The following is a 26479-nucleotide window of genomic DNA, read 5'->3' as shown; positions in this document are numbered from 1 at the left end:
TGTGTGGGGAATTTTAAAATTTACGGGAAATGTTTAAAAAGAGCTGCTAATTTGTGAAGCTTTCCCATTCATTTTTAAAATTTTCGATTCTTGTGTAATGTCTATTACCTTCTGATCCATTCAATCCAATCTCACCAAAATCGCAGCCAAAGTAATTGTTTATAATTTCTCCAAAAATTTTACCAGAAGGTGTTTTTATTTTTAATTTATTGCTAAAAAAATGAAAAAGGCTAACAATAAAAGCTCTGTTTACTTTCTCATTCGAGGTAATTTGATTCTCTATAAATTTAACTTGTTTTAAACAATGAAATTGATCTGAATATTCTTCATAAATGATTTTTGATATTGGAGGAGGAGTAAAAATATCATCTTCTTCAAATTTATACTCATTATTAATTTTAATAAGTATTTTGAGTATATTTTCAAAATGAAAAATTTTTGTTATTGTTGTGTTTGTTTCAAAAAGTTCTCGATTAAAAAAACTTAATTCTCCTGCTAGGTATGGTAGAAGTAGATCAATATTTTTTGTGAGATTACCTTTTAATTCATCACGTACCCTTTTTAGTTTTTGAAAATTGGTTGCTGGTATAATATTTCTGTCATCATCAAAAGTAAACGAAAACTGTATAGGAATTGAAATTTCACCAAAATAAAGATTAAAATATTTCAAAGCTATATTTCTTTTATCTTTATAAGGCATGCCGAAAGTTTCTTTTGATAAATTTAAATCTACCATTATGTAATCTCCAAGTCCTCGTGTATAATGGGTTAAGAGAAATCTATAAAGTTCATTTATTAAATTATCTTCAAAATTAAGGCTGCTATAGGCTTCTTTATGATTAATTTTTGAAGAATCTACTCCTAAATCGTTGGTTTTTTTGTGTTCAACAATATAACTTACACCTGCCGTTTTCGTACATACTTTATTCTCGGATAAATAGTCTATAATTTCTTCTAGTTTTTTGTTCTCATATAGTTCCAAAGGAAGTTTTCCAAAATATTTATTTTCCATTACTTTAATAGTTTTGAATAATCTTCAGGTAATACTGCATCAATATCACGTAGATATAATTCTAGTGCATCCATTGTTCTGTGACCTGTGATTAATTTTAATTTACTTTTTACTTCAAAAGGAGTTGCTGTTTTTGCCATTTCCTTATATAATTTGGTAATAAATGTGTGTCTAAAACTATATAAGCCATAATCTTTACCTAAACCAAAATGGTCTTTTACTTTCTTAAACTGTTTTGTAAAGTAATCTCTTTTATTATTTTCTTTTGTATCCCATATACCTCCAATTTTATCAGGTGTAAATAAAAAATCATCTTTATTTAGTTTTGAAATGTCAGGAAGTTGCTCAATTAATATGTTAGGGATTATTTTAATTTTAACAGGTTTGTTTTTAGCTCTCACATATATTTTTTTATCTATTAAATCGATATCCCTAACTTTAAGACGACAAACTTCAACAGGTCTTAAATAATTAAATGATACAAATTGAACAAATAAAAACAAAATTGTATCACGCTCTTTTAAGTATTTAAAAATATTATTTTGTTCACTGGTAGTATATGTTTTATTTCTTTCTGGTACAGATTTTAAGACATTTATCTTTTTTATAATGTTATCTTGTATCATTTCATTATCCTCTAATGTTTGAAATAATGAACTGATATCTGTTCGTGTATTATTTCTATTTCGAGGGCTAGTAGCTTGTAATACAGTATTCAAATATTGTATTACAAGTTTCTTGTTTATTGTTGAAATGTCATTTTTTAATTCAATTTTCTCTAAAACTAACCATTTACTAAATCTATTAATTCGACTGCTAAAGTTTTGATAAGAAATTGGATTTAAAACTTTTGACTTTGTTTTTAGAGCTAAGTCAAAAGACTCTTTAATAGAGCAGAAGGGGAGTTGTTCTTTTTTACTTTTAACTGTAACAAATGAAGGATTTACAGTAGCTTTTTTTTTGGTTTTTGTATCACTTTCTTTATCTGAAAGAAGTTGCTCAATAAATTGATCTAAGGAAGAATTATCTTCATAAGGGTTAAAACCTTTTGATAAAACATACACCAAACTCTCTTTTAATTGAGTCAATATATAATACCTACTTTTTTTGTCTTTATAAAGGTTGGCTCCAGCTTTAATACTTGTTTGTCTTACTAATTTCCCTGTAGCTGGGTTTCTAAATGAATAATAAATGTACCAACTTTTGGATAATGCTATTTTTTTTTCTTTGGCAGGTAATTTAGACCAAGAAGTAATATCAATACCTCCAGTAAATATTTTTGGTTCTGAATAATTCAATTTCATAGCTGAATCGTGTACCTTATCGTGTACTCTTTGTAAAAGTAAGAAAAATGAAGGCATAAAAAAAACGAATTGTGAGACACAATTCGTTGATTTAATTTAAGTTTATACTTGTAGCGAAAACGGGATTTGAACCCGTGACCTCAGGGTTATGAATTCAAGTTAAAGTGCTTAAAACGTGATAAATAACCTTTTTTTTATTTTAAATCGTGTTCAAAAACGTGTTCAGTTTAGACCAGATTATTATTATAAATTTCTGTATGCAATTTACTCATTTTTTTAACAAGTTGGATATACTATTTAAAGATTGAATTATCTTTTATTATTATCCAATTTAAAGACACTCTTCAATTGTTTTAGACGAAAATTTATTCGATTTAATAGAGTTTCAAATAAAGTTAGAACCAGCACAGTTTTCGTTTCTGATAAAGAAGTATCAAGAACATTTATTTGTGATGCATTATATTAATAATGAATGATGTGAATGGGGGAGTTGATGAAAGATTTAAAAAATATATTGGTCATTTTATATTACAAGAAGAAGCTTTAAGGAAACATAAAAGAAGTGTTGCTGATGATTTTCCAGACTTTAGAAAAACACAAGAAGAAGAAGAAGAAGATTATATGAGAGTCAATATTATTAAAAATTTCAAACTTCCAATATTATAACAAGAAGAAATTATTCCTCTAAAAGTTTAAAAAAAAAGAGAAATTAATTACAGATTTTGAGGCACAAGATTTCCTGCTGGAAAGTGTATTCAAAATTAAAAAATAATAATTATTTTCCTGAATAATTTTTTATTCAGTTAGTTAATCTTTTATTTGGTATAAGATTAAAGTATAATTATTGTGTATTAATTAATTTATGCGTTAATTGTACGTACAATTAACGCGTAAATTAATTAAATATGGAAAATCACTGCTACACGTGCCAATATTGTAAAAAAGAATTTATCCCCAAAAGAAGAAAAATTCAGAAGTTTTGTAGTGATTCCTGTCGGGTATCCTTTCATCGTTTTAAAAATGTTGGGCTAGCATTAAAGTCCACTAATCTTCAAATAAAAGAAGAAGAGCAGGTGACAAGTAAGATGCAAGTAGATCAAATAAGTACGGCTGGAGTTGCAAACGCTGCAATTGGAACAGGTATAGTTGAGTTTGCTAAAAATATTTTTACACGTGAGGAAGATAAACCAGCAACAAAGGGAGATTTTTTAAAATTAGCTGCTAGTGTAAAAAGGTATCATAAAATTAAAAATTTACCTCCAAACCACATGGGACAGATTCCATATTTTGATTTGACTCAAGGTATAGTGGTCTATCTTTCGAGTACTTTTCAGTTTTAAACTTAAATAATCCTTGAATTATTAATATTTGTACATTTTTTTTTAGAAATCGAAATGTTTTTCACATTATTAGCTTGGTTCTTTAATGCATTAATTAAGTAGATTTCATGACTTTAGTCTTTATCTATTTTCACCAATTAAAATTAGTGCTCTCCATTGCGATTCTAAACTTGGGTTATTTTTCTGAAAATTTATTATTTTTTCTTTTTCACAATATTCACAAAGTTTTTGTAAAAGATCAGATGTATGGTTTGGCAACGAATAAAATCAAAACACATAGCATTGCAAACGGCAACGCAGATGAAATAGAAGAGAGGTATGGGAATCGTGTACGATCAAGAATGCGTGAACTATTTAACTTAATTGCGTTCGATAAAAATTGTAGAGATAAAAGAAAATAGATTTTTAAAAATATTATCTCTAGGAGTTTACAGCTTTTACTGCGTGTAGGCCAAGTAAGGCAATCTCATCAATAGAAAGTTGCTAAATTTTATAAAAAATAAAAACGCCACTTCTATAGAGAGGTGGAGGAAATTGCTGTGAAAAAGAAAAATAATACGTTTACTTACAATAACACTACGATAAATAAGCGAAGTGAAAACTGCTAAAAAGTATTTTTACATTTATTCAAATTTAAATCAAACATTCTATGTAAAAAGGATTTAATCAGTCAACATTCTTATTGATGTTGTTATTTCTAATTTCTTGCTCCCCACAATCAAAAGAAAGTGAGTAAAGAGATTAAAAGGAGGTAAGGAAATTTTGTTTGTGGATAATTATTTTTTCATCTTTTTTATTGCGGTAATCCACAGGCTAAACTGCGGTTTCCCGCAAGATCGAAATGTTTTAGCCAACTATCTTTGACGGACACCTTAAAAAGTAAGGTCTTCAATTACAGAAAAAAAAATAGTTAAAGTTTAAAACACCCCATAAATACTAAGTCCACATGAAAAAAAGCATAATTAAATTTTTAATAACATCTGTTTTTGCTTGAAAATTAAGATACGTTTATATGCATATCCAATAGACAGACATCAATAAAGGGCTGAAATTTCTATTTATAAGCACGTATAAACAAATAAACCTATTTTTTAAAAAAATGGGTATTAATACGTAAGAGAATGTTAAAATTTAACACTAATTTCACTAAGTTTTGGCTTAAAAAAATGGAAGAACTCCGGTTGGCGTGACTATTAATAGTAACACATGGCACAAGAAAGCTCAATGCAGATGAATGGAATCAATCTATTGAAAAAGAGAAAAGTTAATGGCAAACAGTAAGCATGCACATATAAGATATAATTTTCTAGACTATTGTTTCCGCAATAAATCTTTTACATTTAACGAGCTATTAAGTTTTTTAAATGAGAAGATTGCAGAACTATATCCAGGAGAAGGCATCTCTATTAGAACATTAAGAGACGATATAAAAGTTTTCAGAGATAAAAACAATGGATTCTCTGCACCACTTCCAGAAAATATTCGAATTCTAAGATATACAGATACTAATTTTTCAATTGCACAAAAACCGTTATTGGGGTATGAGCAGTATTTAATTACTGCTGCGCAACAATTATTAGAAAGGTTTGAAAATCATCCAAAATACAACAAACTTTCAGAAGCTTTAATAAAATTTCAAGATGATGAGGAAGAAAATGACATTTCTAAAACCTTATTTTACGACAGTAATGAAGAGTATAAAGGAATTAAGCATTTAAAACCTTTATATCTTGCTATTAAAAAGAAACAAGTATTACAAATAACTTTTAAGGGTTTTCAAGATGATATTGCTACTACTTTTCAATTCCATCCACATATCTTAAAGCAATATAATAATAGGTGGTTTGTTTTTGGATTGAATAAAACCAACGAAATTAAAGAATGGAGCATCCCTTTAGATGAAAGACTAATAAAGTTTGAGGTAATTGAAGATGCAGCTTATATAGAGACAAAAGTCGATTGGGAAACTTTTTTCAGAATCATGGTAGGTGTGGTAAGACCTAAGGATGCTGAAATAGTAAAAGTAGTTTTACGTTTTTATAATGGTAGAGAAAACTATTTTAAAACAAAACCGTTTCAGCCAGATTATGAGGAGTATTTTGAGGAAGATAAACAAGATCAAGTTTGGTTTGAAACAATTATCAATAAAGAATTGGTGCAACAGTTACTATCTTATGGTCAAGACATAGAGGTACTGGGGCCAAGAGTTTTAAAAGAGCAAATGTTAGAACAAGCAAATACAATGAATAAATATTATTTGAAATAACCCTGCAATCACCCTGCACACATCAATCCTAAATTTGTAGAATAATTACAAATAAAAAGTTATGAAAGACAATACTGTAAAATGCCCCAATTGTAAAGAAGTTTTTAAAGTAGACGATTCTGTATATACAGACATTGTAAAACAAGTGCGTGACCAGCAATTTCAGGATGAGTTAACGAATCGTTTAGAAACTGCAAACAATGAGAAAAAATCAGCATTGCAATTAAAAGAAGCTGAATTAAAAAATGCGTTTCAACAACAATTAGCAGCTAAAGAGAGCGAGATAAATGCCTTAAAATTCAAAAGTAAATCAGACTTGGTTGATGAGGTTTCTAAAAAAGACGCAAAGATTCAAGAGTTACAATCTAAAATCAATCAAGGAGAAGCAGAAAAGAAACTAGAACTTTCTAATGCAGTCCGAGATCTCGAAAGAAAAAAAGATCAGTTGGAAAACGATGTAAAAGCAAAAGATACGGAAAGAGAATTGTTAGAAAAATCCTTGCAAGCAGATTTTAAAAGAGAATTAGAGCACGTAGCAAAAGATTTGCAATTAAAAGATGAAGAAATTGAACGTCTAAATGATTACAAGCAAAAACTATCTACCAAAATGTCTGGTGAAACTTTAGAGTTGCATTGCGAAAATGAGTTTAATAAACTTAGAGCAACGGCATTCCAAAATGCCTATTTTGAGAAAGACAATGATGCTTCTAGTGGTACAAAAGGCGATTATATTTACAAAGAAGCCGATCAAAATGATAACGAAATCATTTCAATAATGTTTGAGATGAAAAGTGAAAATGACCTAACCGTATCTAAAAAGAAGAATGAAGATTTCTTTGCAAAACTAGATAAAGACCGCACAGCCAAAGGTTGTGAGTATGCTGTGTTAGTATCTATATTAGAAGCAGATAATGCCTTTTACAATACTGGTATTGTAGATGTTTCCTACAAATACCCAAAAATGTATGTAATTCGTCCACAATTTTTCATCCCAATGATTACCTTGTTGCGAAATGCAGGAATGAAGTCTTTAGAGTATAAGGCAGAATTGAGCATCATGAAAAATCAAAATATAGACATTACCAATTTTGAAGATAAGATTGATGATTTTAAAACTGGGTTTGCCCGTAATTATGATTTAGCAAGCCGCCAGTTTAAAACGGCTATGGATGAGATAGATAAAACAATAGATCACTTACAAAAAACGAAAGACGCTTTATTGGCTTCAGTTAATAATTTACGTTTAGCGAACAATAAAGCAGACGATTTAACGATTAAAAAATTAACGCATAGCAACCCAACGATGAAAGCGAAGTTTGATGGGCTTTAGGATGAGGTGGAATAAAACCAACACTTTAAACAAGTACGCGATATTTTGGCAGCACTTTTATTTAGTGATGTTATAGATGTTAATGAGATAGAAATGAATGAAGGATTAAATATTGTTGTAGAAGGAGATGGGGATTATAAATAAGAAAGCCTATTCGTTGAATAAACAAATACTATGATGACAGTTATTCAAAAATATATTGAGTTTTTAAGAGAGTACAATAAGTTACTCGAAAGAGGATCTAAAAACATATTGCGTTTAAAAAACACCTTATGGAAAGAAGATATTGAAGGGTCTTCTATTGTAGTTAAAAATAAATTTGGTGACCTGTTTGCTGTTGGGGAAGAAAATGTAACGTCGACAATATTATTAGATGTTAAGCGGCCTTTACCAAAAAATGATAATGACGATGAAGATGAAGAAACATTTCAAGAAAAATTTGATAGAGAGACATATTCTTATTTATACCAAGCTGCCAGGGATTCTGGTAAAAATAGTAGCTTAGAATTTGTCTATTCTTTTGGGCTGTTTCATTTAAAACTAGGTGACGCTATGGTTAAAGTACACCTTTTCCATATCCCACTTACAGCAATTATAAAAGGCAGTACTGTTGTCTTTAAATTACATATAAGTGAAGATCCTTATATAGATGCTTTTTTTCTAAATCATCCTCAAATAGATAGAAACCAGCTTTTAGAACTTATTAGCGCATTCGAAAAAGGAATTGCCGAGCTTGGCATAGACTATTTAAAAACAGCTGCTTTTAAAAAAATGATGAGTAATGATGTATTGGCATTACATCCAAGTTTGGTTTTTGATCCTGGCACTTCAAAGCCAATAGATACGTTAACGACTAATTTTGTCAGGTTCGCACCATGTTTTGTTTTAAGACATAAGCGTCCAAGACATTTTCAAAGGTTGATGGACAAAATCATTAATTATTCTGCTGATAATAATGTGAGTCCGCCTGTATTAGATATTTTATTGGGAAAAAAAATTAATTTGGCTCAAGGGGAGTCACATTATTTCTCTAATATGTATGAATCCATAAAGGATAAATTCACCAGTTTGGAGGCATCTGATTTCGAACAATTTTTTCCATTACCATATAACAGGGAACAGTTAGAAATATATAAAAATTATAAAACCCACGAATTATCTGTGGTAACTGGGCCACCTGGAACAGGGAAATCTCACAGTATTGTGAATTTACTTTGCGCAATGCTTGCTGAAGGTAAACGCATCTTAATTACTGCTAAAACAGATAAAGCTTTAGAATCTTTATTAGACAAGATACCGTATCAATTTAATGGGTTGATAATGGCGGATATAAAACAACAAAATCATTCTGACTATACACTCTCTAATAGTATAGATAATATTCGTCGATTATTGTTAGATAGAAACAGTTACAACCTTAATGAAGATTTAGGGCGATTAAATAATCATAAAGAAAACTATAATGCGGAAAAAGCAAAGCTAGCACAGTTGCTATCTCAAGAATATACTGAAATAAGTATTCCATATTTTGAGAAATCTTTTAGTATCTATGAATTATACACATTTGTTGAAAAGCAGAAAGCAAATTGGGATTTTATAAAAGACACCATTGATGAAGAAACCTTAGCGCATTCTAATGTTATTACTAAGGCGCTGCAAAAGTATATACAATTACAAGCTGAAGATAAACAGCTTTCTGCTATAGATTTTAAGGAAACTTTAGGGTTATTAGATTTAGTTGATTTTGAAACACATGATAACTTAGAAATAGAATTAAAAAGTAAGCTTGAAGTTTTAAAAGTAGAAGACTTAAAAGATTTTAATAGTGATAGAGTTAATGGATTATTAAAAAGTTTAGAGCCTTTTAAAAATGAAGACTTAATTAATAAGGATAAGGAGCTTCTTGAGACCTTATTGCTCAAGCGCTCTATTGTTGAGACGGTTGTTGAAGATTACCAGATTAATAGATCTGCCATAGATATAAAGACAGACAGAGCAAAATATTTAAGAGATATCTCTACGTATTTGGCCTCATTGCCAGAAGGGAAAGATAAACTTTCATTTCTTCAGAAAAAATTTAATTCACTTTATAAAAATGTAAAATATATAGATCAAATTTCTGTTAACGACGTGTTTTGTAATAACAGAAAAACGTTGCTAGAATTTAGGACATTTCTAAATACGTTTTCTAAATTAAATGAACTTATAGAATTATTGAGTGAAAACGATTTTATTGATTATACCCTTAATGAACAATGCAGTTTAAAAGAAATGCAACGTGCTACTGAAAAAGGATTAACCAAGGTTGGTATTAATTTAGAAGTTTTAAATAAGTTAAATGCAGATGCTGTAAAGGGGTTTGTAAAAAAGTATAATATAGATTATATAAACAGTGAGAGCATTTCATTAAAAGCGAAGGAGTTGGTAGCTGTTTTTGAAGCATCAGTTATTATTATAAATAAGAAAGAACAAGTAGGAGAGGCTATCAAGGAAATCAAAAAGGTGGTTTCAAAAATTGATATCAGTTCATTTAAAAATGCGGAAGATGTAGTTTTTGTAAAGGATAGGTTGATAGTCTTAGAAAAGGCGCATTTGGCGCAACAAGAATTTGATAGGACAAAAAAGACATTAGAAAATTATATTCCAAAAACTTTAGATAATCTAAAGCCTGATTCATCCTTAATTTTAGGTAATATTATTAAAGATTCTTTTTACTTAAAGTATAGTGTACAACAAGTAGAACAAGCAACATCTATAGACCTTCAAAAAACAAGCGAACGCCTGCGTTATGCGACTGAGGAAATTAAAAATTGTAAATCTGATGTTTTAAGTGGTCTGGCTAAGGATAATTTTAAAAAGCGCTTTAACGAGAACGAAAAAAATACTTTCATCAATTTACTTTCAAAGTTTGAACACGAATTTAAACAGAGTAAACGCGGTATAGCAGATAAAGATAAATTCAGAAGAAATGCACAGCAAACTGCAAAAGCAATTGCACCAAATATTGCGTGTTGGGTAATGAAATTTGATGATGTGTTAAAAACCGTAGATACTGTGCCAGAGGTTTTTGATTGTATTATTACAGATGAAGCGAGTCAGCTCAATTTTAATAGTCTTTTGTTGGGCTATTATGGTAAAAAGATGATTGTTGTTGGTGATGAAAAACAGACGTCACCAGAAGATATAGCAATCACAAATGAAGCTTTTGATTCTCTAAGAATAAACAATCTTGATTTTATGGGAGCAGAAGCCATAAATATAAGGGCAGACGCAAGTTTATTCTCATTAGCAAATTTGGTTTCAGGAACAACAAATCAAATGTTGAGAGAGCATTTCAGATGTGTACCAGAATTGATTGATTTTTCAAAAAAACACTTTTATGAAAATAAGTTAGTCCCTTTAAAAGTAATAAGTGCAGATAGACTGCTACCTAAGAAAAGGATTTTTATAAAAAACGCTTATCTACAAGATAAAATAGTAAAAGAAGAAATTGCGGCAGTATCTCAAAAGTTACATGAGATGCTAGAAGATCCAATGTATAACAATAAAACGATAGGCGTCATTAGTCTAGGTTTAACAAAACATACACAAGAGCTGAAAGGCATAGTTGAAGAGTTTTCAATTAAAGATTTAGAAAAACACAATATAATTGTTGATAGTCCTGCACAGTTTCAAGGCGATGAAAGAGATGTCATATTAGTTTCGTTAGGGGTGGCAAATACTGTAAATGATGACAATTCTATGAGCGCACCAACGTCTATTGTAGACAATATTGAAAATAACCTTACTTCAAAATTAAGAGGAATAAATGTAGGTTTAAGTAGGGCTAAAGAGCAGATGATTCTATTTCATTCCATAGAATTAGAGCAGTTAAGAGCCACAGATTTTCGGCGTAAAATTATATCATTTTTTGATGAAAAGTTCAGTCCTGTGTTAGCGATAGAATTACCCCAAGATTTAGAAAAAAGATACAGAATTCCTGAAAATCGACCAAAACCATTTGATAGTTGGTTTGAATATGATGTTGCAAGTTTGCTTTTTGATAGAGGGTATCAATTTATCGTACCTCAATATGAAATAAAGAAAAAAGAATTGTTTCACAATCCACGTCTAGGAAGAGAAACATACGTGCATTTTATATTAGATCTTGTGGTTTATAATAACGGTACGCCTTTGGCGATAGAGTGTGATGGTGATGCTTTTCATTCTTCAATTGATGATGTAGCTTACGATATTGAACGACAAGAATTTTTAGAAAGAATTGGCTGGAAAATACATAGAGTCACCTACTCAAGTTTTAAGATTGATCCAGATAGAGAACTGGAGAAGCTTGTTAGTTTTATTGAAAGAAATTCACAAAAACAAACAGAAGTACTTCCAGAGATCGAAGAGGAGCAAATTGAAGATATTGAACTTGAAGACGAGCAAGAATTAAAACAAAATGGTAGTGGAGAATATACCAATACCCACAATGCTGATAAATTAGCATCAGAGCAACACGTTGCAATTGATTTGTTTTCCAGTGCATATTTAGAAACAAACATTTCAAATGGTGCCTTTATAAAAGTTAATAGTAAATGCAAAATTATAATGCTTGACATGCAAAACAAAGTACAAGAAGTGTTATTAATGGATATACCTAGAAATCAGCAACCTTTAAGCAGAGACGGTATTCAGATATTATCAATATATAGTGATTTAGGCAAATTATTATTAGGTAACAAAGAAGGTGTAACCGTTAAATTTCCTGAAAGAAATCAAAGAGTTAAAATTGATAAAGTATACTAATGAAATTAGAACGAAACTTATAAGATGAGATAGATATATTGCCATCATTGTTCAATTAGTGAAATGACAGATTAGGGTTTTACTATGGCTGCTGAGAGGCTTGAAAAGTATAATACTGGTGTATGACTATAAAATAGAAAATAATCGAAATAAGACAATCGTAAAAAAAACGAAAGACTAAATAAAAATTTACAGCTAGGCGAATATTTAATAAACTAAATGTGTTTTTAGAAATAGGCAAAATTCAAAAGGCTCAAAATGGATAGTTTACCCTGAATCTTTAGCCGAATTGTTATAGATTTAAAGCTTAATTAAGAACAAAAATAATTTTCTGAATATATTATGAACAAATCATCACACAATAAATTAGTATCCTTCATTTGGTCGATTGCAGACGATTGCCTTAGAGACGTGTACGTGCGTGGAAAATACAGAGATGTTATTTTACCAATGATTGTTTTACGCAGATTAGACGCACTATTAGAACCTACCAAAGATGCCGTTTTAGAAGAGTTGGCCTTTCAACGTGACGAAGCTAAGTTTACAGAATGGGATGAGTCTGGTTTGCGAGATGCATCTGGATATGTGTTTTACAATACTAGTAAGTGGACACTTCAAAAAATAAAAGATACAGCTACCAACAGCGCACAAATCTTGCAAGCCAATTTTGAAGATTACTTAAACGGTTTCAGCCCTAATGTGAAGGAAATTATCGAGAAATTCAAATTGAGAAGTCAAGTTGCACACATGGCTAGTAAAGATGTATTGTTAGATGTGTTAGAAAAATTTACATCATCGAATATCAACCTTACTCCTTTTGAAAAAGAAGATTCAGAAGGTAGAAAATTACCTGCACTTTCTAATTTAGGAATGGGCTACGTATTTGAAGAACTGATCCGTAAATTCAACGAAGAAAATAACGAAGAAGCTGGAGAACACTTTACACCGCGTGAAGTAATCGATTTAATGACACACATTATCTTCGACCCTATAAAAGACAACTTGCCTCCTGTAATGACTATTTATGATCCTGCCTGTGGTTCTGGTGGAATGTTAACCGAAGCTCAGAACTTTATTAAAGATGAAGAGGGCGAAATTAAAGCAACTGGTGATGTATATCTCTACGGAAAAGAAATAAACGATGAAACCTATGCTATTTGTAAGAGTGATATGATGATTAAGGGAAATAACCCTGAAAACATTAGAGTAGGTTCTACTTTGTCTACAGATGAATTTGCAGGCACTACTTTCGATTTTATGCTCTCTAATCCGCCTTATGGAAAGTCTTGGAGTAGCGAACAGAAATTCATTAAAGATGGCAAAGATGTTATTGATACACGTTTCCAAATTCAATTAAAAAATTATTTTGATGTTTTAGAAGATGCAGATGCCATTCCACGCTCGTCAGACGGACAATTATTGTTTCTAATGGAAATGGTTTCAAAAATGAAATCCTTAAGCCAAAGTCCATCAGGTACGCGTATTGCTTCTGTACATAACGGAAGTAGCTTATTTACAGGAGATGCTGGTGGAGGTGAAAGCAACATTCGTAGGTATATTATAGAAAACGATTGGTTAGAAGCGATTGTGCAATTGCCAAACAACCTATTTTACAATACAGGCATTACCACGTATATCTGGATTCTAAGCAACAACAAACCTGCTAATCGAAAAGGGAAAGTACAATTGATTGATGCAGGACAATTATATAGAAAACTACGTAAAAACTTAGGAAACAAAAACTGCGAGTTTTCTCCAGAACACATTACCGAAATTGTAGAAACCTATACCAAAATGAGCGCTGCAGAACGCGAAGGCGAACAAGGTATTTCTGCTCAGGTATTTGATAATGATGACTTTGGTTATTACAAAGCCACTATTGAAAGACCAAAACGACTAAAAGCACAATTTTCTGCAGATCGAATTGAAACGTTGCGTTACGACCGTGTATTGCAAGAGCCAATGCAATATGCGTTTGAAACTTTTGGAGAAAGTATGTATACCAAAAGTAAAGAACATGCAACTGAATTATTAGATTGGTGTGAGAAAAATGAGTTAAACCTTTCTTCTGCTAATAAAACAAAACTCACCAAAGCAGACACTTGGAAAAAACATTTGCGCCTTGTAACAGCAGCAAAAGCGCTACAGAATGTATTTGGAGACAAACTATACACCAACTTTAATGACTTTAAGAAAGATATAGATGATGAGGTAAAAGCTCAAAAACTAAACCTTTCTGCCAGCGATAAAAAAGCCATTTTAAATGCCGTAAGTTGGTACGATGCTGATGCTGAAAAAGTAATTAAAAAGGTAGAAAAAATTTCTGGTGATAAACTAGTAAAACTATTACAACATTTAGATTGTGCAGAAACTGATTTATCAGACTTTGGCTATTACTCAAATAATAATTCTAATGTCACCTCGAGCGCAGTCGAGAAGTCTCTAAAAAAAGGCGATTACATTACTTATGAAACCGAAAGCGACTTACGTGATACCGAAAACGTACCTCTAAAAGATAATATACATTCTTACTTTTTACGCGAAGTACAACCACACGTTCCAGAAGCGTGGATTAACCTAGATGCCACCAAAATTGGTTATGAAATTAGCTTTAACAAATACTTTTACAAGCATACACCTTTGCGCAAGATAGAAGCTGTTACCAAAGATATTTTAGAGTTGGAAACCTTAAGTGATGGTTTAATTTCAGAAATTTTAAACTTGGCGTAATGGTAGAAACGGAAACAAAAGTGCAACGTTACGAACGCTATAAAGAGTCTGGTGTGGAATGGTTGGGGAAGATTCCTGAGCATTGGGAAGCTTTGGCAAATAAGTTTATTTTTAATTTGAAGAAAAATCAGGTTGGGAAGAAATCTGCTGATTACGATTTATTGTCATTGACTCTAAAAGGTATTGTAATAAGAAATCTAGATAATGGTGGAAAATTCCCTGCTGAATTTGATACATACCAAGAAGTTAAAAAAGGTGACTTTGTTTTTTGCCTTTTTGATGTTGAAGAAACACCTCGTTGTGTAGGTTTATCTGATTATAACGGAATGATTACAGGAGCATATACTGTAATGGAGCCGAATGAAAATTTCGATAGAAGCTTTCTTTATTATTTTTATTTGAATTTAGATGCAGATAAAAGAATGAAACCTCTATACACAGGTTTAAGAAATACGATTTCTAAAGATAATTTCTTTGCTTTTAAAACCTTTGTTCCACCGCTTTCAGAACAAACCGCAATCGCACAATTTTTAGACGATAAAACCACAAAAATAGACGAAGCCATTACCATTAAAGAGCAACAAATAAGCTTGCTAAAAGAACGCAAACAAATACTCATACACAAAGCTGTTACACGTGGTTTAAACCCAAATGTAAAACTAAAAGACTCTGGTGTGGAGTGGATTGGTGATATACCTAAGCATTGGGAGGTGAAGCGGTTGAAGTATTTTGCAAATATCCAAGGCGGTTTCGCTTTTAACTCTAGTGATTTTAAAGATGAAGGTATACAGATTATTAAAATTGCTAATACTTATATGAATTGTCTAAGTTTGGATAGACAACCAACTTTTGTTGATGCTTCATATTTACAATCACATAAAGATTGGGTTGTTTCCAAAAATGACATATTAATGTCTTTAACCGGAACTCTAGGGAAAAAGGATTATGGTTTCGCAATTTTAATTGATGATGATACTAAATATTTATTGAATCAAAGGGTTGCTAAAATTACAGCCAAAAATAATTTCGAACCTGAATATCTTGTTATGTTATTACAAAGTGATAGTTATCTAAATCAGCTGTATTGTCTGCCAGCTGGAACTAAACAAGCAAATCTAAGCAATAATAATGTTGTCAATATAAAAATGCCAATACCTCCACGAAATGAAAGAACTGAGATTTCAAAATATATAGAAAATGGTTGTGGTAAAATAGAAACCGCCATTAGCCTAAAACAGCAAGAAATTGCAAAGTTAAAAGAGTATAAGAGCAGTTTAATAAATAGTGTGGTAACTGGTAAGGTAAAGGTATGTTAGTATGAGTATACAAATTGAAGAAACATTACGATGCAAATTATTTGATGGGATAGCCTCTAAAGTTTGGAATGACATAAATCATCATCATAAAGTTAAAATAGATATGCCAGAGATTGGTATTACCTCACAGATAATTGCTGATATTTTAACATACAGAATCAACTTTGAAAAGAACTTTGATGTATATACAAACAAAGCATATGATGAGAATACTTACGGAGGAGATATTGATGTCTTTGTAGAAACAGATCCAAACCGTTACAGATGGTTTGCACTTCAAGCCAAAGCGTTAAAACATAATAAAAAATACGATACTATTAGATATAATGGCAAGTCTAGGCAACAATGGGAATCGCTGAGAATACTTGAGAATATGACAGGCTGTAAAGGATACTATTTACTCTATAATGGAATGCATACAGCACATTCTTTAAAATTAAATACAGACAGTTGCTATAGAATGTTTGCAGACGAGCAATTTGGTTGCTCATTAGTTAAGCTAAATAAAGTAGAAGAGGTTGCAAATAAAAAACACCCTAACGGAAACTATAAAACACCAAGTTATGATGATTTTCATCCATATAATGCGCAACCATGGCGAACTCTTGTGTGTTGTTATTTAGATAAAGGAGAAGAGAGGCAGACACTTTATGCTTTAGAAGATATTGAAAGGATTGTAAAAATTATTATCCAGCGCAAGAAGACTTTAACTTAGAAAAAGAAAAAGCTTCAAAAGAAGATATAAACTCTGAAAGCTATAATCTACAAAATGAAATTTCTGTTGCTAGAAGAGAGGCTAAATGGAATCCTGCTTATAGAGTTATTATTAAGAGAACAGACAACAATGAAAATGACAAATTTTAAATTGTCACAGATAATAAGATTGATTTAGTATGGAGCAACATTTAGATAATTTAATAAAATCCACAAAAAAACAATATGCTGACAATTATAGCTATATGTTACGTGACTATAACCAAGAAAATGAAACGGTTAAAGGTTACAACGGACGGCAATTATTAGAATTATTACAAAATTGTGATGATGAGGGCTCTAAAGAGGTACTCATTAAACTAGACCAAGATAAAAAACAAGTGTCTATTCATAATATTGGTACTCCTTTTTCTAAAAAGGGGTATCGCTCATTATTTATCTCCAATTTATCATCTAAAACTGAGCAAAAAAAATACATTGGTAATAAAGGTTTAGGTTTTAGGTCTATTATCAATTGGAGTCATGCTATAGAAATTCAAAGCAATAATTTTTCATTAAAATATTCTGAGAATACTCGTAAAGCAAATTTTAATGCATTATTTGAAAAGGAAATACAGCAAACAATACAAAAAGAACAGAATTTAAAAGAACACGTTATACCCATGCCGTTTCTTACTTTACCAAATATTGGTAAAATACAGCAAAACGGCTATGTTACAAGTATTATTATTGACTATAAAATTAAATTTTTAAAAGATATAGTAAAACAGATTAGAGCCATAACACCAGAAACTATATTGTTTTTAAACAATATAGAAACAATAAAATTTGAAGGGTTGGATGGGCAACAAGATATCTCTTGTACTAGAGAAACTATGCAACCAAATTCAGATGTATTTCAACCTTTAACCAAAATTCGTTTTGAGAACGGGACTAATTGGCAAATCTTTGAAAAAGAAGCGCTTTTACCTGAAAAATATTGGGATGAAATAAAACAAGATGAAGAGCTCTATCAAACAAAAATTGCTATTGAAGAAAATTTCGAGGTGTCATCAACCTATTTATATTCTTTTTTTCCTACCAAAATACAATTAAAGCAACCCTATATATTGCATGCTACCTTTGATTTGGATGCAACCAGAAATCAAATAAATGATTCTGAAAAGAATAGGTTTATTTTGCAGGAAATAGTTGAATTTACCACTAAAGTTGCGAAGTATTTTTCTCAAGAAGAGGTGTCTTATAAACCTTTAGACATACTGCATCATTCTCATAAGGCTGACACATTGGATGATTTAGGTTATTATGAATTGATTGATAAGGCTGTTCATACAGAGCCCATACTACCTTGTATAGATAATATCTATAAAACGCTTGAAGAATCAATTTTTATTTCTAATGAATTTGGGCAAATGCTACTAAATATTGATGCCCAAAACGAGATAGATTGCCATTTGATTCCACTTACAGATAAAAGCCTTAAAGATTATTATTTAGAAGATCATATTGACCAAGATTTATCTGTTTTAAAGGATGTTGTAAAAATTTTAAACGGCATCGCTATCAAGGAGCTTACAATGCACCAAAGATCCGAATTTATTTATCAGATTGTAAAGAATTGTCATTTTATCACAACTGATTTCCAAAACAAAATGACTTTTTTGGTGAATGATGCAATGACTAATATACAAGAAGGGGAATACGTTTATACACCAATTACCAAAGATAATCTGCTTAAAACACCGGCTTTTGCCAATATTCAGTTTATAAACAAAATTTTATACGAGGCATTATTAGAAAAGTTTGCGTTTAATGTTGATGATAATTCTAATAAGTCTAGGTTTATCTATGATCAATTAAAAGGATTTTGTAACATACATAGTTATGAGCCCGCTACTCTCGCTCAAAAAATAATTAGTGAATCAAGAATCCGTTTAAAAGAATCTCCTTCATTGATAAATCAAACGGTTATAGAAATGAATCAATGTTTATTTCATAATTTCTTACAACTCAATGATGGTACCAAATTACCTGATGCCATTAGGGTTCCTGGCCTAAACAAAAATGGCAATGTTAAGTTGGTAGATGAAATGGTGTTCTCAGGTTATTATCCAATTGGAAAAATAACTGAAACCATCTTTAACGATATTTATACTGCCAATGACTTCATTGGGTCGCCCGCAAGCCTTGGGTTGCCAGAGCAAGATGCGCACGAAGTTCAAGAATATCTTAAATGGATAGGACTAAATGAATATGCCATTTATGAGTCTATAACAGAGGAGGATAAAAATTTTCAAGACTATCGACTTTATCTAGCACAAGAATTAAATGAAAATATTGATGAACGCTTTAAGGCAAGTGTTATGGTTATTAAGGGGCTTAGTTCAATACTGGGTTTAATATCCATTGAAAAGCTAATTCTATGGATACATTTTGATGGTACTTTAAGACGTCAACTAAATGATAGTGAAAATAATGACTTTGTTCAGTATTTCTTTAGGACATGGAATCCTATTCAGATCAAATCGTCATATATTAAATATGAAATTAACAAATTAAGTCCTTATGGATTTATGGATTATTTAGTTGATGAAAGATATGGCTGGGTTAACAATTTTGCAATAGATTATAGAAAATATTTTTTTAAAGAACATGAAGTTTCAAAAAGTCGCATAGATTCTATATTAATCATGTTAGGTGCTAAGGATGATTTTTGCGATTTATCAATTGACAAGGTTGCCGAGATAATCAATATCCTTCCTGATAGATATCCAAATGGTAAAAAAACGCAAACTATTTACAAAAGAGCATTGGCACATTACAAACAAAACCAGATTGGTTTTGAGAAAGATATTCTACTTTTTGCAGATGACGGTGAAAGCTTAAAACCATATAAAAAAAATGATATTTATTTCAGTGATAATATAAAACTGCCAAAGCAGTTAATGAAGAATTTTCCGGTATTTAACTTTCCTGCCAGATCTGGAGGCGTTGAAGCCATAGCTTTTTTTGGTATTAATGATCTTTCTACGATTCAAATAGAACTGGCATCTTCAAGTATATTACCCGAATTAAATCAGAGATTTAGCGAATTCTTAGAATTGTTAAAACCTATAATTTTAACGTATAGGTTAAATGTGATTGACGAAAGTAAAATTCAAAAAGTGCAAGCTTCTATTTGTAACAAAATTGAGATTATTTTATGTTCAGAAATAACCTATAAAATAGGAGATAACCTATATGAAGTATTAGACTATGAATTTATTCATCATAAGGACCAAAATTATTATGTAAAAGTAAATAATGGAGACTCATTAACAAGATTAAAAACGAATAGGATATTTACAAATAGTTGTGCCGATATTGTATCTCTCTCTTTCGATGTTAGAGGAGATAAAAATGAATTTAGGCATTTGTTTAGCGGACAGTATGATGACATATTGAAAAATATTAAAGCTGATTTTGGTGCCGATACCTTTAATGAAGCTAGAGAACTACTTGGTTTAGCTGATTACAAACAAGCTTTTTGGCAAGCCATATTTGTTTCTAAAGGGATTGAATATCAAAAACATATGGATGACTTGAGTCTGGAAGCTCAAATAAAAAATCAGTTTGCGATAGACATTGATTTGGGTTTTTTGGATTATGAAACCATCAACGAACCGAAGCAAATTCTTAAAATAAAGAATCTATTTGACCAGATTGCTCTTGATCTAGAAATATTTTCTAAAAACTATCCCTACAGCATCGATTTAAAAGAAATTCATTATTCGAGCATAAAAAACAGATTATTAACAAAGAAAACTTTGATAAAATCTGCTGTTTGGAAAAAATATAATAAGCTTCCTATTGAGGAGCAATCTGATTATTTGAACCGGATAAATACTTTTGAAAACATTCATGATTTTGCTGAAATGATTGCAGAAAGTAATAAATTGAAATTTGACATTGATCTCGAGGTTTTATTCAAAGAATATGTGAATGGTTTATATGAGAACCTAGATTTGTCTTTTGAAAAAGATGTTTCAGAACTTAGGGATATAAATGCACAACTATTCAATGAGGAAGAGTTACATAAAATAAATCAGAGTGAAAGATTAAAGAGTTTACTGTATTTTCAAAATGCTATAGAAACCATCAAAAGTGAAATTATAGAAGTTGATGAGTCTATTGATTTAGAAAGTGCCAATTCTGAAAATGAAACAATTCATGATGCGCCAGAACCAATCATTATTAGCAGTGAAAAGTTACAAAGTAAAAAAAGAGGACGAAGCGCCAAAATGAATGGAAGAGGTGTTTTTACGCCAAAGGAATCTGAAGAGAGAAAATTGAAAGAAATGGGTAATACATCTGAAGAATTTGTTTTTAATTACCTGAAGAATAATAATTTCAAAAATGTTGATTGGGTTGCTAGAGATAATGAAGGCCTTCATTGTGACCTCCGTTTTACAGATGAAAATGATAACCTAAAGTATATTGAAGTAAAGACCTTTGATGGTGGCCGTTTCTTTTTATCAAGGTCTGAATTTGAGTTTGGAAAAGTAGAGGATGAAAATTATGAAATTTGGCTGGTAAGGAATAAAAATGAAATTATCAAAATAAAGGATTTCTTTACAAACGGGAAATATGATCCGATCACATCAGAGTATGAAATTTCGCTTAATATTAAATAGTAAATATGGTAAGTAAAACAAACGAACAAGCCCTAGAAGCAGCTATAGAAAAGCATTTAACAGGCACTTGCCTTGAAGAATTAAAAATGCAAGGCATAGCTATTGACTCTGTAAATGAAAATGCAGACTTCTATAGAACAGGGAAAGGCTACTATATTGGGCAGGCAGCAAATTTTAATGCACGTTTTGCTATAGACGAACAATTCTTTTGGTCTTTCTTAGAAAATACACAAAGAAAAGAATTAGAAAAACTACAAAAACAAAGCGACTGGAAATTGAAAATTCTAAATCGTTTTGACCGTATGATTAAAAAGTATGGAGTGCTGCATTTGCTTAAAAAAGGTTTGGAAGTTGATGATGCACATTTTACATTGTTTTATCAAAACCCACTAGCAAGTAGCAGCCAACAAGTAAAAGACAATTTTCAGAGTAACTGTTTTAGTGAAACCAGACAAGTACGCTATAGTATAGACAACCCACGAGAAGAGATAGACATGGTGTTGTTTATTAATGGATTGCCAATTGTAACCATGGAATTAAAAAACCAATGGACAGGTCAAAACGCTAGAGTGCATGGACAGCACCAATACAGAACCCAACGAGACACCAAACAACCTTTATTAAACTTTGCACGTTGTGTGGTACATTTTGCCGTAGACACAGACGAAGCTTATATGACTACCAAATTAGATGGTAAAAACACTTTTTTCTTGCCATTTAATAAAGGAAACAAGCACGGAAAGGGCAATCCAGAACTTCCAGCCGGTACTAGCGGCCATAGAACCAATTATTTGTGGAATGAAGTGTTTGCAAGAGAAAGTTTAGCCAATATCATTCAGCATTTTGTGCGTTTAGATGGTAAAAAGAAAGACCCAATTCAGACTAAAACTTTATTTTTTCCGAGATACCATCAACTAGATGTGGTACGTAAAATAATAGCAGATGCAAGTGCAAAAGGCGTTGGTCAAACCTATTTAATACAGCATTCAGCAGGTTCAGGAAAATCCAACTCTATTACTTGGGCTGCCTATCAACTAATTGAAGCGTATCCAGAAAATAGTAATGTTCCAGGCGTCAAAGACTTAGAAAAGCCCTTATTTGATTCGGTTATCGTGGTAACAGACAGACGTTTGTTGGACAAACAAATACGTGATAATATTGCAGATTTTTCAGAAATAAAAAACATCATTGCACCTGCTTACTCTTCTAAAGAATTAAGAGAAAGTTTAGAGCAAGGCAAGAAAATAATCATTACCACTATTCAGAAGTTCCCATTTATTATAGAAGGCATAGCAGATTTAAGCGACAAGCGTTTTGCAGTTATTATTGATGAAGCACACAGTAGTCAGAGTGGTTCAGCGCATGATAATATGAACAGAGCCATGGGGCAACAGGTAAATGAAGATGAAGAGTTTGATGCACAAGATAAAATAGTGCAAGCAATGCAGTCTCGTAAAATGCGAGGTAATGCTTCTTACTTGGCGTTTACAGCGACACCAAAGCCGATTACTTTAGAAAAATTTGGCGTAAAAAATGAAGACGGTAGTTTTAAACCGTTTCATTTGTATTCTATGAAACAAGCCATTGAGGAAGGCTTTATATTAGATGTATTGGCAAATTATACAACACTAAAAAGTTATTACGAAATAGAAAAATCTACAGAAGACAATCCGTTGTTTGATTCAACGAAAGCTCAGAAAAAATTAAGAGCTTATGTAGAACAGCATCAACAAACCATAAATACAAAAGCAGAAATTGTACTTGACCATTTTATTCCTAAAATAGTAAATCAAAAAAAGCTGAAAGGAAAAGCAAAAGCAATGATGGTAACTCAAAGTATAGAATCTGCGATACGTTATTACAAAGCTCTGCAAAACAGCTTAAATGATAAAGGCAATCCTTTTAAAATTGCAATTGCATTTTCTGGTACTAAAACGGTAGACGGAATCGAATATACTGAAGCAGAAATGAATGGCTTTGCAGAAAAAGACACACGACACAAGTTTGATGAAGATGAATATAGAATATTAGTGGTTGCTAATAAATACTTAACAGGCTTTGATCAACCTAAATTGTGTGCCATGTACGTAGATAAAAAATTACAAGGCGTAATGGCTGTTCAGGCTTTATCACGTTTAAACAGGGCTGCAACGAAATTAGGGAAGAAAACAGAAGATGTGTTTGTGTTGGATTTTTTCAACTCTACAGATGATATTAAAGCATCATTTGACCCCTTTTACACTGCAACATCATTAAGTGAAGCTACAGATGTAAATGTATTGCACGAGTTAAAAGATGTGTTAGATGAAGTTGGCGTTTACGAATGGAGTGAGGTAGAAGATTTTAATGAGAAGTTCTTTAATAAAGAAGATGCACAAGTATTAAGTCCGATTATTGAAAGAGCAGCAGAACGTTTTGTTCATGAATTAGAATTGGAAGATGATGAGAAGGCAGATTTTAAAATTAAAGCAAAACAGTTTGTCAAAATTTATGGTCAAATGGCTTCTATTTTGCCTTTTGAAGTTTTGAATTGGGAAAAGATCTATTGGTTTTTAAAGTTTCTAATTCCGAAATTACCAATTAACAATCCAGATATAGATGCCCTAGATGAACTTTTAAGTTCAATAGATTTATCTACCTACGGTTTAGAACGCGTTCGTTTAAATGAAACGATTGGTTTAGATGATTCAGCAAGTAGTGTAGACCCACAAAACCCAAACCCTAGAGGTGCTCACGGAACAGATGAAGATTTAGACCCTTTAGACTTGATTATTAATAGTTTTAATGAAAAATGGTTTCAAGGTTGGGAAGCAACACCAGATGACCAACGTGTTAAGTTTATCAGCTTAACTAAATCGATTCAAACGCATCCCGATTTTCAATCTAAAGTTGCAGAAAATTTAGATGAACAAAATAAAAATTTAGCGTTTCAAAAAATCTTAGATGATGTTATGTCTAAGCAGCGTAAGCAAGAATTAGATTTATACCGTCTATATGCTAAAGACGAGGCGTTTAAAACAGCGTTTTTTGATACCATGAAAAGGATGTCACAAACTTAAACAAAGCTAAATGATATAGTGCAATTACATTGCACTATATCAAATTATATTTGGAAGCTAAAAGGAAAAAACATGGGTGCAATAAACGTTGGTGAATTTAGATTAAACACTTATTCGCCTTTAATAGCAGATATTAAAAGAACTGGTAATAATCCATTAAATTTAGCAAGCACTGCTACTTTAGTAAAATTAATTAGAGACACTGCGTATTTTAATACAATGGTAAATGGTATTGGTGATCAGGTAAAATATTTTGCAGATACGTATCATAAATTGTTTGATTCATAAAATATTAAAAATAAAAAAAAAGAATTAAGAAAATCTATGAAAAATAAAATAGGAATCAAAAGTTTTAGAGTTTTTGAAGAGATGACGGAGTTTGAAATTCGCCCTTTAACACTTCTTACGGGACCTAATAATAGCGGTAAAAGCTCATTTACAAAATTAATATTAGCCTTTAAAAATAATTTAAAGGGTATAAAATTTATGGAGAGTGAAGAGCATAATTTAGAGTCCTATGAAAAGATTTTAAATTGGTCATCTTCTTCAAACGAATTAGTCGTTAGACCCGCTGCCGCCGTCCCTGGCTTAAGTAGTGATTTTTGCTATCAAATTACCTATGTAGATAATTCTATGCAAGTAATAGATATTGTTAATGTATTGGATGGTAGTAAATTGATTTCTTTGCAATCGGTGAACGGAGAGAAAATAATATATGACGATGATAATCATGGGATGATTGGAACGACACATAAAAATGAAGCAAGCTTTTATTTTGATATAATAGGTTTAATTGAATTATTTTATTCAAAACAAATAGATGTAAATAATGGTTTATTTAAAACTTCGGTATATGAAAATGAAAATAAATATTACAAGCATGAAATCAATCATTTAAAGCAAGATTATTTGCTTTTTGATATTTTTGATGGGGATACTAATATCACCGCATACTGGAAAGAAGATCTTTTAAAATATCAAACGCAATTATTTGGAAGTGGTATCATGTTTAAACAAGGAATCTATTTGTATGCTTCTTTTCAAAATTTAAATGAATTTATCAAGAAATCTGCTGGTATTGTAAAAGAAAAATTAAAAGATGTTTTACAAAAAGAATTGGAGTTAAAGAATGTCAAAATAGAATTTAGTGCACTAGGTTCTTTAATGTTTGTTAATTCTAAATTTGATTTTATTAAACCTTTTAGCAATCATAAAGCAATTAACGCTTTAGGCAGCAGGGCAATTCATTATGTTTCTGCTAACCGTGGCAGTCAAAAGCGAGTTTTACAAAATAAAGCGGATAGTCAAATTAACGAGCTCGTAGCTAGTTATTCATCTCTTCAACAACCAGATTTTAAATACTTACAACAAGTATTGGCCTTGTTTGAAATAGAGGGGGAATTGGTCATTGAGCGCCATGAAAATACTATTTCTTGTGTGTACCTTAAACGGGATAATAATAAAATAAATTTAGCAGATTTAGGTTTTGGTTATTCACAGGTTATTCCTATTATTCTAAAAATATTAATAGAGATTGGTGATACTGCTGGTGAAAAAAGATGGGGGATGGGCGATTTTATTGGAAGAACTTTCATTATAGAAGAACCGGAAGCTAATTTGCACCCCAATTTACAATCTAAATTTGCAGACTTTTTGGCTTTAACTTTAAAAAAGCACCCTAAATTCCATTTTATTATTGAAACACATAGTGAATACCTTTTAAGAAAATTACAATTTTTAACAGCAAAGGGTGCCTTAAATACAAACGATACGATTATTCATTATTTTAATAATGATAAATACGTGTCTATTAATGAACCTAAAGTAAAACATATTGACATATTAGCAGACGGAAATTTGTCTGATTCTTTTGGTCCAGGTTTTTATGATGAAACTACAAAGTTGCAATTTGATTTATATAAGATCAATCAAGCTCAAAATAATTAA

At 31.0% G+C, this 26479-nt stretch carries 14 protein-coding genes and 1 pseudogene; 13 read left to right on the top strand and 2 right to left on the bottom strand.

The genetic code is table 11. From position 1 onward, the window contains the following. Positions 1–46: 46 nt before the first annotated feature. Together BTO04_RS05070 and BTO04_RS05065 are read right to left on the bottom strand one after the other, a co-directional pair. A complete protein-coding gene (locus tag BTO04_RS05070; protein ID WP_087563466.1) occupies positions 47–1012 on the bottom strand; it encodes a hypothetical protein in 966 nt (321 codons plus the stop codon). Beyond that, positions 1012–2316, bottom strand: a complete 1305-nt coding sequence (locus BTO04_RS05065; RefSeq protein ID WP_232455954.1) for a site-specific integrase — start codon at positions 2314–2316, stop codon at positions 1012–1014. Before BTO04_RS05065 ends, BTO04_RS05070 begins: the two co-directional genes overlap by 1 nt. Positions 2317–2784: 468 nt before the next feature. On the opposite strand from BTO04_RS05065, the gene BTO04_RS05060 reads away from it, so the two are divergent. The 13 genes and pseudogenes from BTO04_RS05060 (at position 2785) to BTO04_RS05000 (ending at position 26479) form a co-directional block, all read left to right on the top strand. Further along, a complete protein-coding gene (locus BTO04_RS05060) occupies positions 2785–2982 on the top strand; it encodes a hypothetical protein (protein ID WP_087563464.1) in 198 nt (65 codons plus the stop codon). A 239-nt stretch (positions 2983–3221) separates the two neighbouring features. Further along, positions 3222–3656, top strand: coding sequence for a hypothetical protein (locus tag BTO04_RS05055; RefSeq protein WP_087563463.1), 435 nt, complete (start codon positions 3222–3224; stop codon positions 3654–3656). A gap of 257 nt (positions 3657–3913) precedes the next feature. Further along, positions 3914–4057 (top strand): annotated as a pseudogene (locus BTO04_RS15480) (ATPase); the annotation flags it as partial. Between the two features lie 866 nt (positions 4058–4923). Continuing rightward, positions 4924–5922: a YafY family protein gene (locus tag BTO04_RS05045; RefSeq protein WP_087563462.1), complete on the top strand. Its 999-nt coding sequence runs from the start codon at positions 4924–4926 to the stop codon at positions 5920–5922. A gap of 61 nt (positions 5923–5983) precedes the next feature. Further along, the gene (locus tag BTO04_RS05040) at positions 5984–7252 is read left to right on the top strand and encodes a DUF2130 domain-containing protein (protein ID WP_087563461.1); all 1269 of its coding nucleotides are present in this window, start codon (positions 5984–5986) and stop codon (positions 7250–7252) included. A gap of 174 nt (positions 7253–7426) precedes the next feature. Next, positions 7427–12040, top strand: coding sequence for an AAA domain-containing protein (locus tag BTO04_RS05035; protein ID WP_087563460.1), 4614 nt, complete (start codon positions 7427–7429; stop codon positions 12038–12040). A gap of 342 nt (positions 12041–12382) precedes the next feature. Continuing rightward, the gene (locus tag BTO04_RS05030; protein ID WP_087563459.1) at positions 12383–14770 is read left to right on the top strand and encodes a class I SAM-dependent DNA methyltransferase; all 2388 of its coding nucleotides are present in this window, start codon (positions 12383–12385) and stop codon (positions 14768–14770) included. Further along, positions 14770–16086, top strand: coding sequence for a restriction endonuclease subunit S (locus BTO04_RS05025; RefSeq protein ID WP_087563458.1), 1317 nt, complete (start codon positions 14770–14772; stop codon positions 16084–16086). The genes BTO04_RS05030 and BTO04_RS05025 overlap by 1 nt, the downstream gene beginning before the upstream one ends. Before the next feature lies 1 nt (position 16087). Continuing rightward, positions 16088–16801 (top strand): hypothetical protein, encoded by a 714-nt coding sequence (locus BTO04_RS05020; RefSeq protein WP_087563457.1) that lies wholly within the window; start codon positions 16088–16090, stop codon positions 16799–16801. 178 nt (positions 16802–16979) lie between these two features. Beyond that, on the top strand, positions 16980–21473 hold the full coding sequence (locus tag BTO04_RS05015) for a DUF3883 domain-containing protein (protein ID WP_087563456.1): 4494 nt from the start codon (positions 16980–16982) through the stop codon (positions 21471–21473). 5 nt (positions 21474–21478) lie between these two features. Continuing rightward, on the top strand, positions 21479–24532 hold the full coding sequence (locus BTO04_RS05010; RefSeq protein WP_087563455.1) for a type I restriction endonuclease subunit R: 3054 nt from the start codon (positions 21479–21481) through the stop codon (positions 24530–24532). Positions 24533–24604: 72 nt separating this feature from the next. Beyond that, positions 24605–24820: a hypothetical protein gene (locus BTO04_RS05005; RefSeq protein ID WP_087563454.1), complete on the top strand. Its 216-nt coding sequence runs from the start codon at positions 24605–24607 to the stop codon at positions 24818–24820. A 36-nt stretch (positions 24821–24856) separates the two neighbouring features. Beyond that, positions 24857–26479 carry a DUF3696 domain-containing protein gene (locus BTO04_RS05000; protein WP_087563453.1) on the top strand — a complete coding sequence of 541 codons (1623 nt, stop codon included), beginning with the start codon at positions 24857–24859 and terminating at the stop codon, positions 26477–26479.

Origin of the sequence: Polaribacter sp. SA4-10, assembly GCF_002163835.1 — a bacterium.
Lineage (GTDB): Bacteria > Bacteroidota > Bacteroidia > Flavobacteriales > Flavobacteriaceae > Polaribacter.
This window is presented reverse-complemented; position numbering and strand designations above follow the sequence as displayed.

Excerpts from the sequence above, each read along its gene's own strand:
- BTO04_RS05055 (WP_087563463.1), top strand. The coding sequence starts at position 3,222 with ATGGAAAATCACTGCTACACGTGCCAATATTGTAAAAAAGAATTTATC.
- BTO04_RS05000 (WP_087563453.1), top strand. The coding sequence starts at position 24,857 with ATGAAAAATAAAATAGGAATCAAAAGTTTTAGAGTTTTTGAAGAGATG.
- BTO04_RS05005 (WP_087563454.1), top strand. The coding sequence starts at position 24,605 with ATGGGTGCAATAAACGTTGGTGAATTTAGATTAAACACTTATTCGCCT.
- BTO04_RS05065 (WP_232455954.1), bottom strand. The coding sequence starts at position 2,316 with ATGAAATTGAATTATTCAGAACCAAAAATATTTACTGGAGGTATTGAT.
- BTO04_RS05070 (WP_087563466.1), bottom strand. The coding sequence starts at position 1,012 with ATGGAAAATAAATATTTTGGAAAACTTCCTTTGGAACTATATGAGAAC.
- BTO04_RS05025 (WP_087563458.1), top strand. The coding sequence starts at position 14,770 with ATGGTAGAAACGGAAACAAAAGTGCAACGTTACGAACGCTATAAAGAG.
- BTO04_RS05060 (WP_087563464.1), top strand. The coding sequence starts at position 2,785 with ATGAATGATGTGAATGGGGGAGTTGATGAAAGATTTAAAAAATATATT.
- BTO04_RS05030 (WP_087563459.1), top strand. The coding sequence starts at position 12,383 with ATGAACAAATCATCACACAATAAATTAGTATCCTTCATTTGGTCGATT.
- BTO04_RS05045 (WP_087563462.1), top strand. The coding sequence starts at position 4,924 with ATGGCAAACAGTAAGCATGCACATATAAGATATAATTTTCTAGACTAT.
- BTO04_RS05040 (WP_087563461.1), top strand. The coding sequence starts at position 5,984 with ATGAAAGACAATACTGTAAAATGCCCCAATTGTAAAGAAGTTTTTAAA.
- BTO04_RS05015 (WP_087563456.1), top strand. The coding sequence starts at position 16,980 with ATGGAGCAACATTTAGATAATTTAATAAAATCCACAAAAAAACAATAT.
- BTO04_RS05010 (WP_087563455.1), top strand. The coding sequence starts at position 21,479 with ATGGTAAGTAAAACAAACGAACAAGCCCTAGAAGCAGCTATAGAAAAG.
- BTO04_RS05035 (WP_087563460.1), top strand. The coding sequence starts at position 7,427 with ATGATGACAGTTATTCAAAAATATATTGAGTTTTTAAGAGAGTACAAT.
- BTO04_RS05020 (WP_087563457.1), top strand. The coding sequence starts at position 16,088 with ATGAGTATACAAATTGAAGAAACATTACGATGCAAATTATTTGATGGG.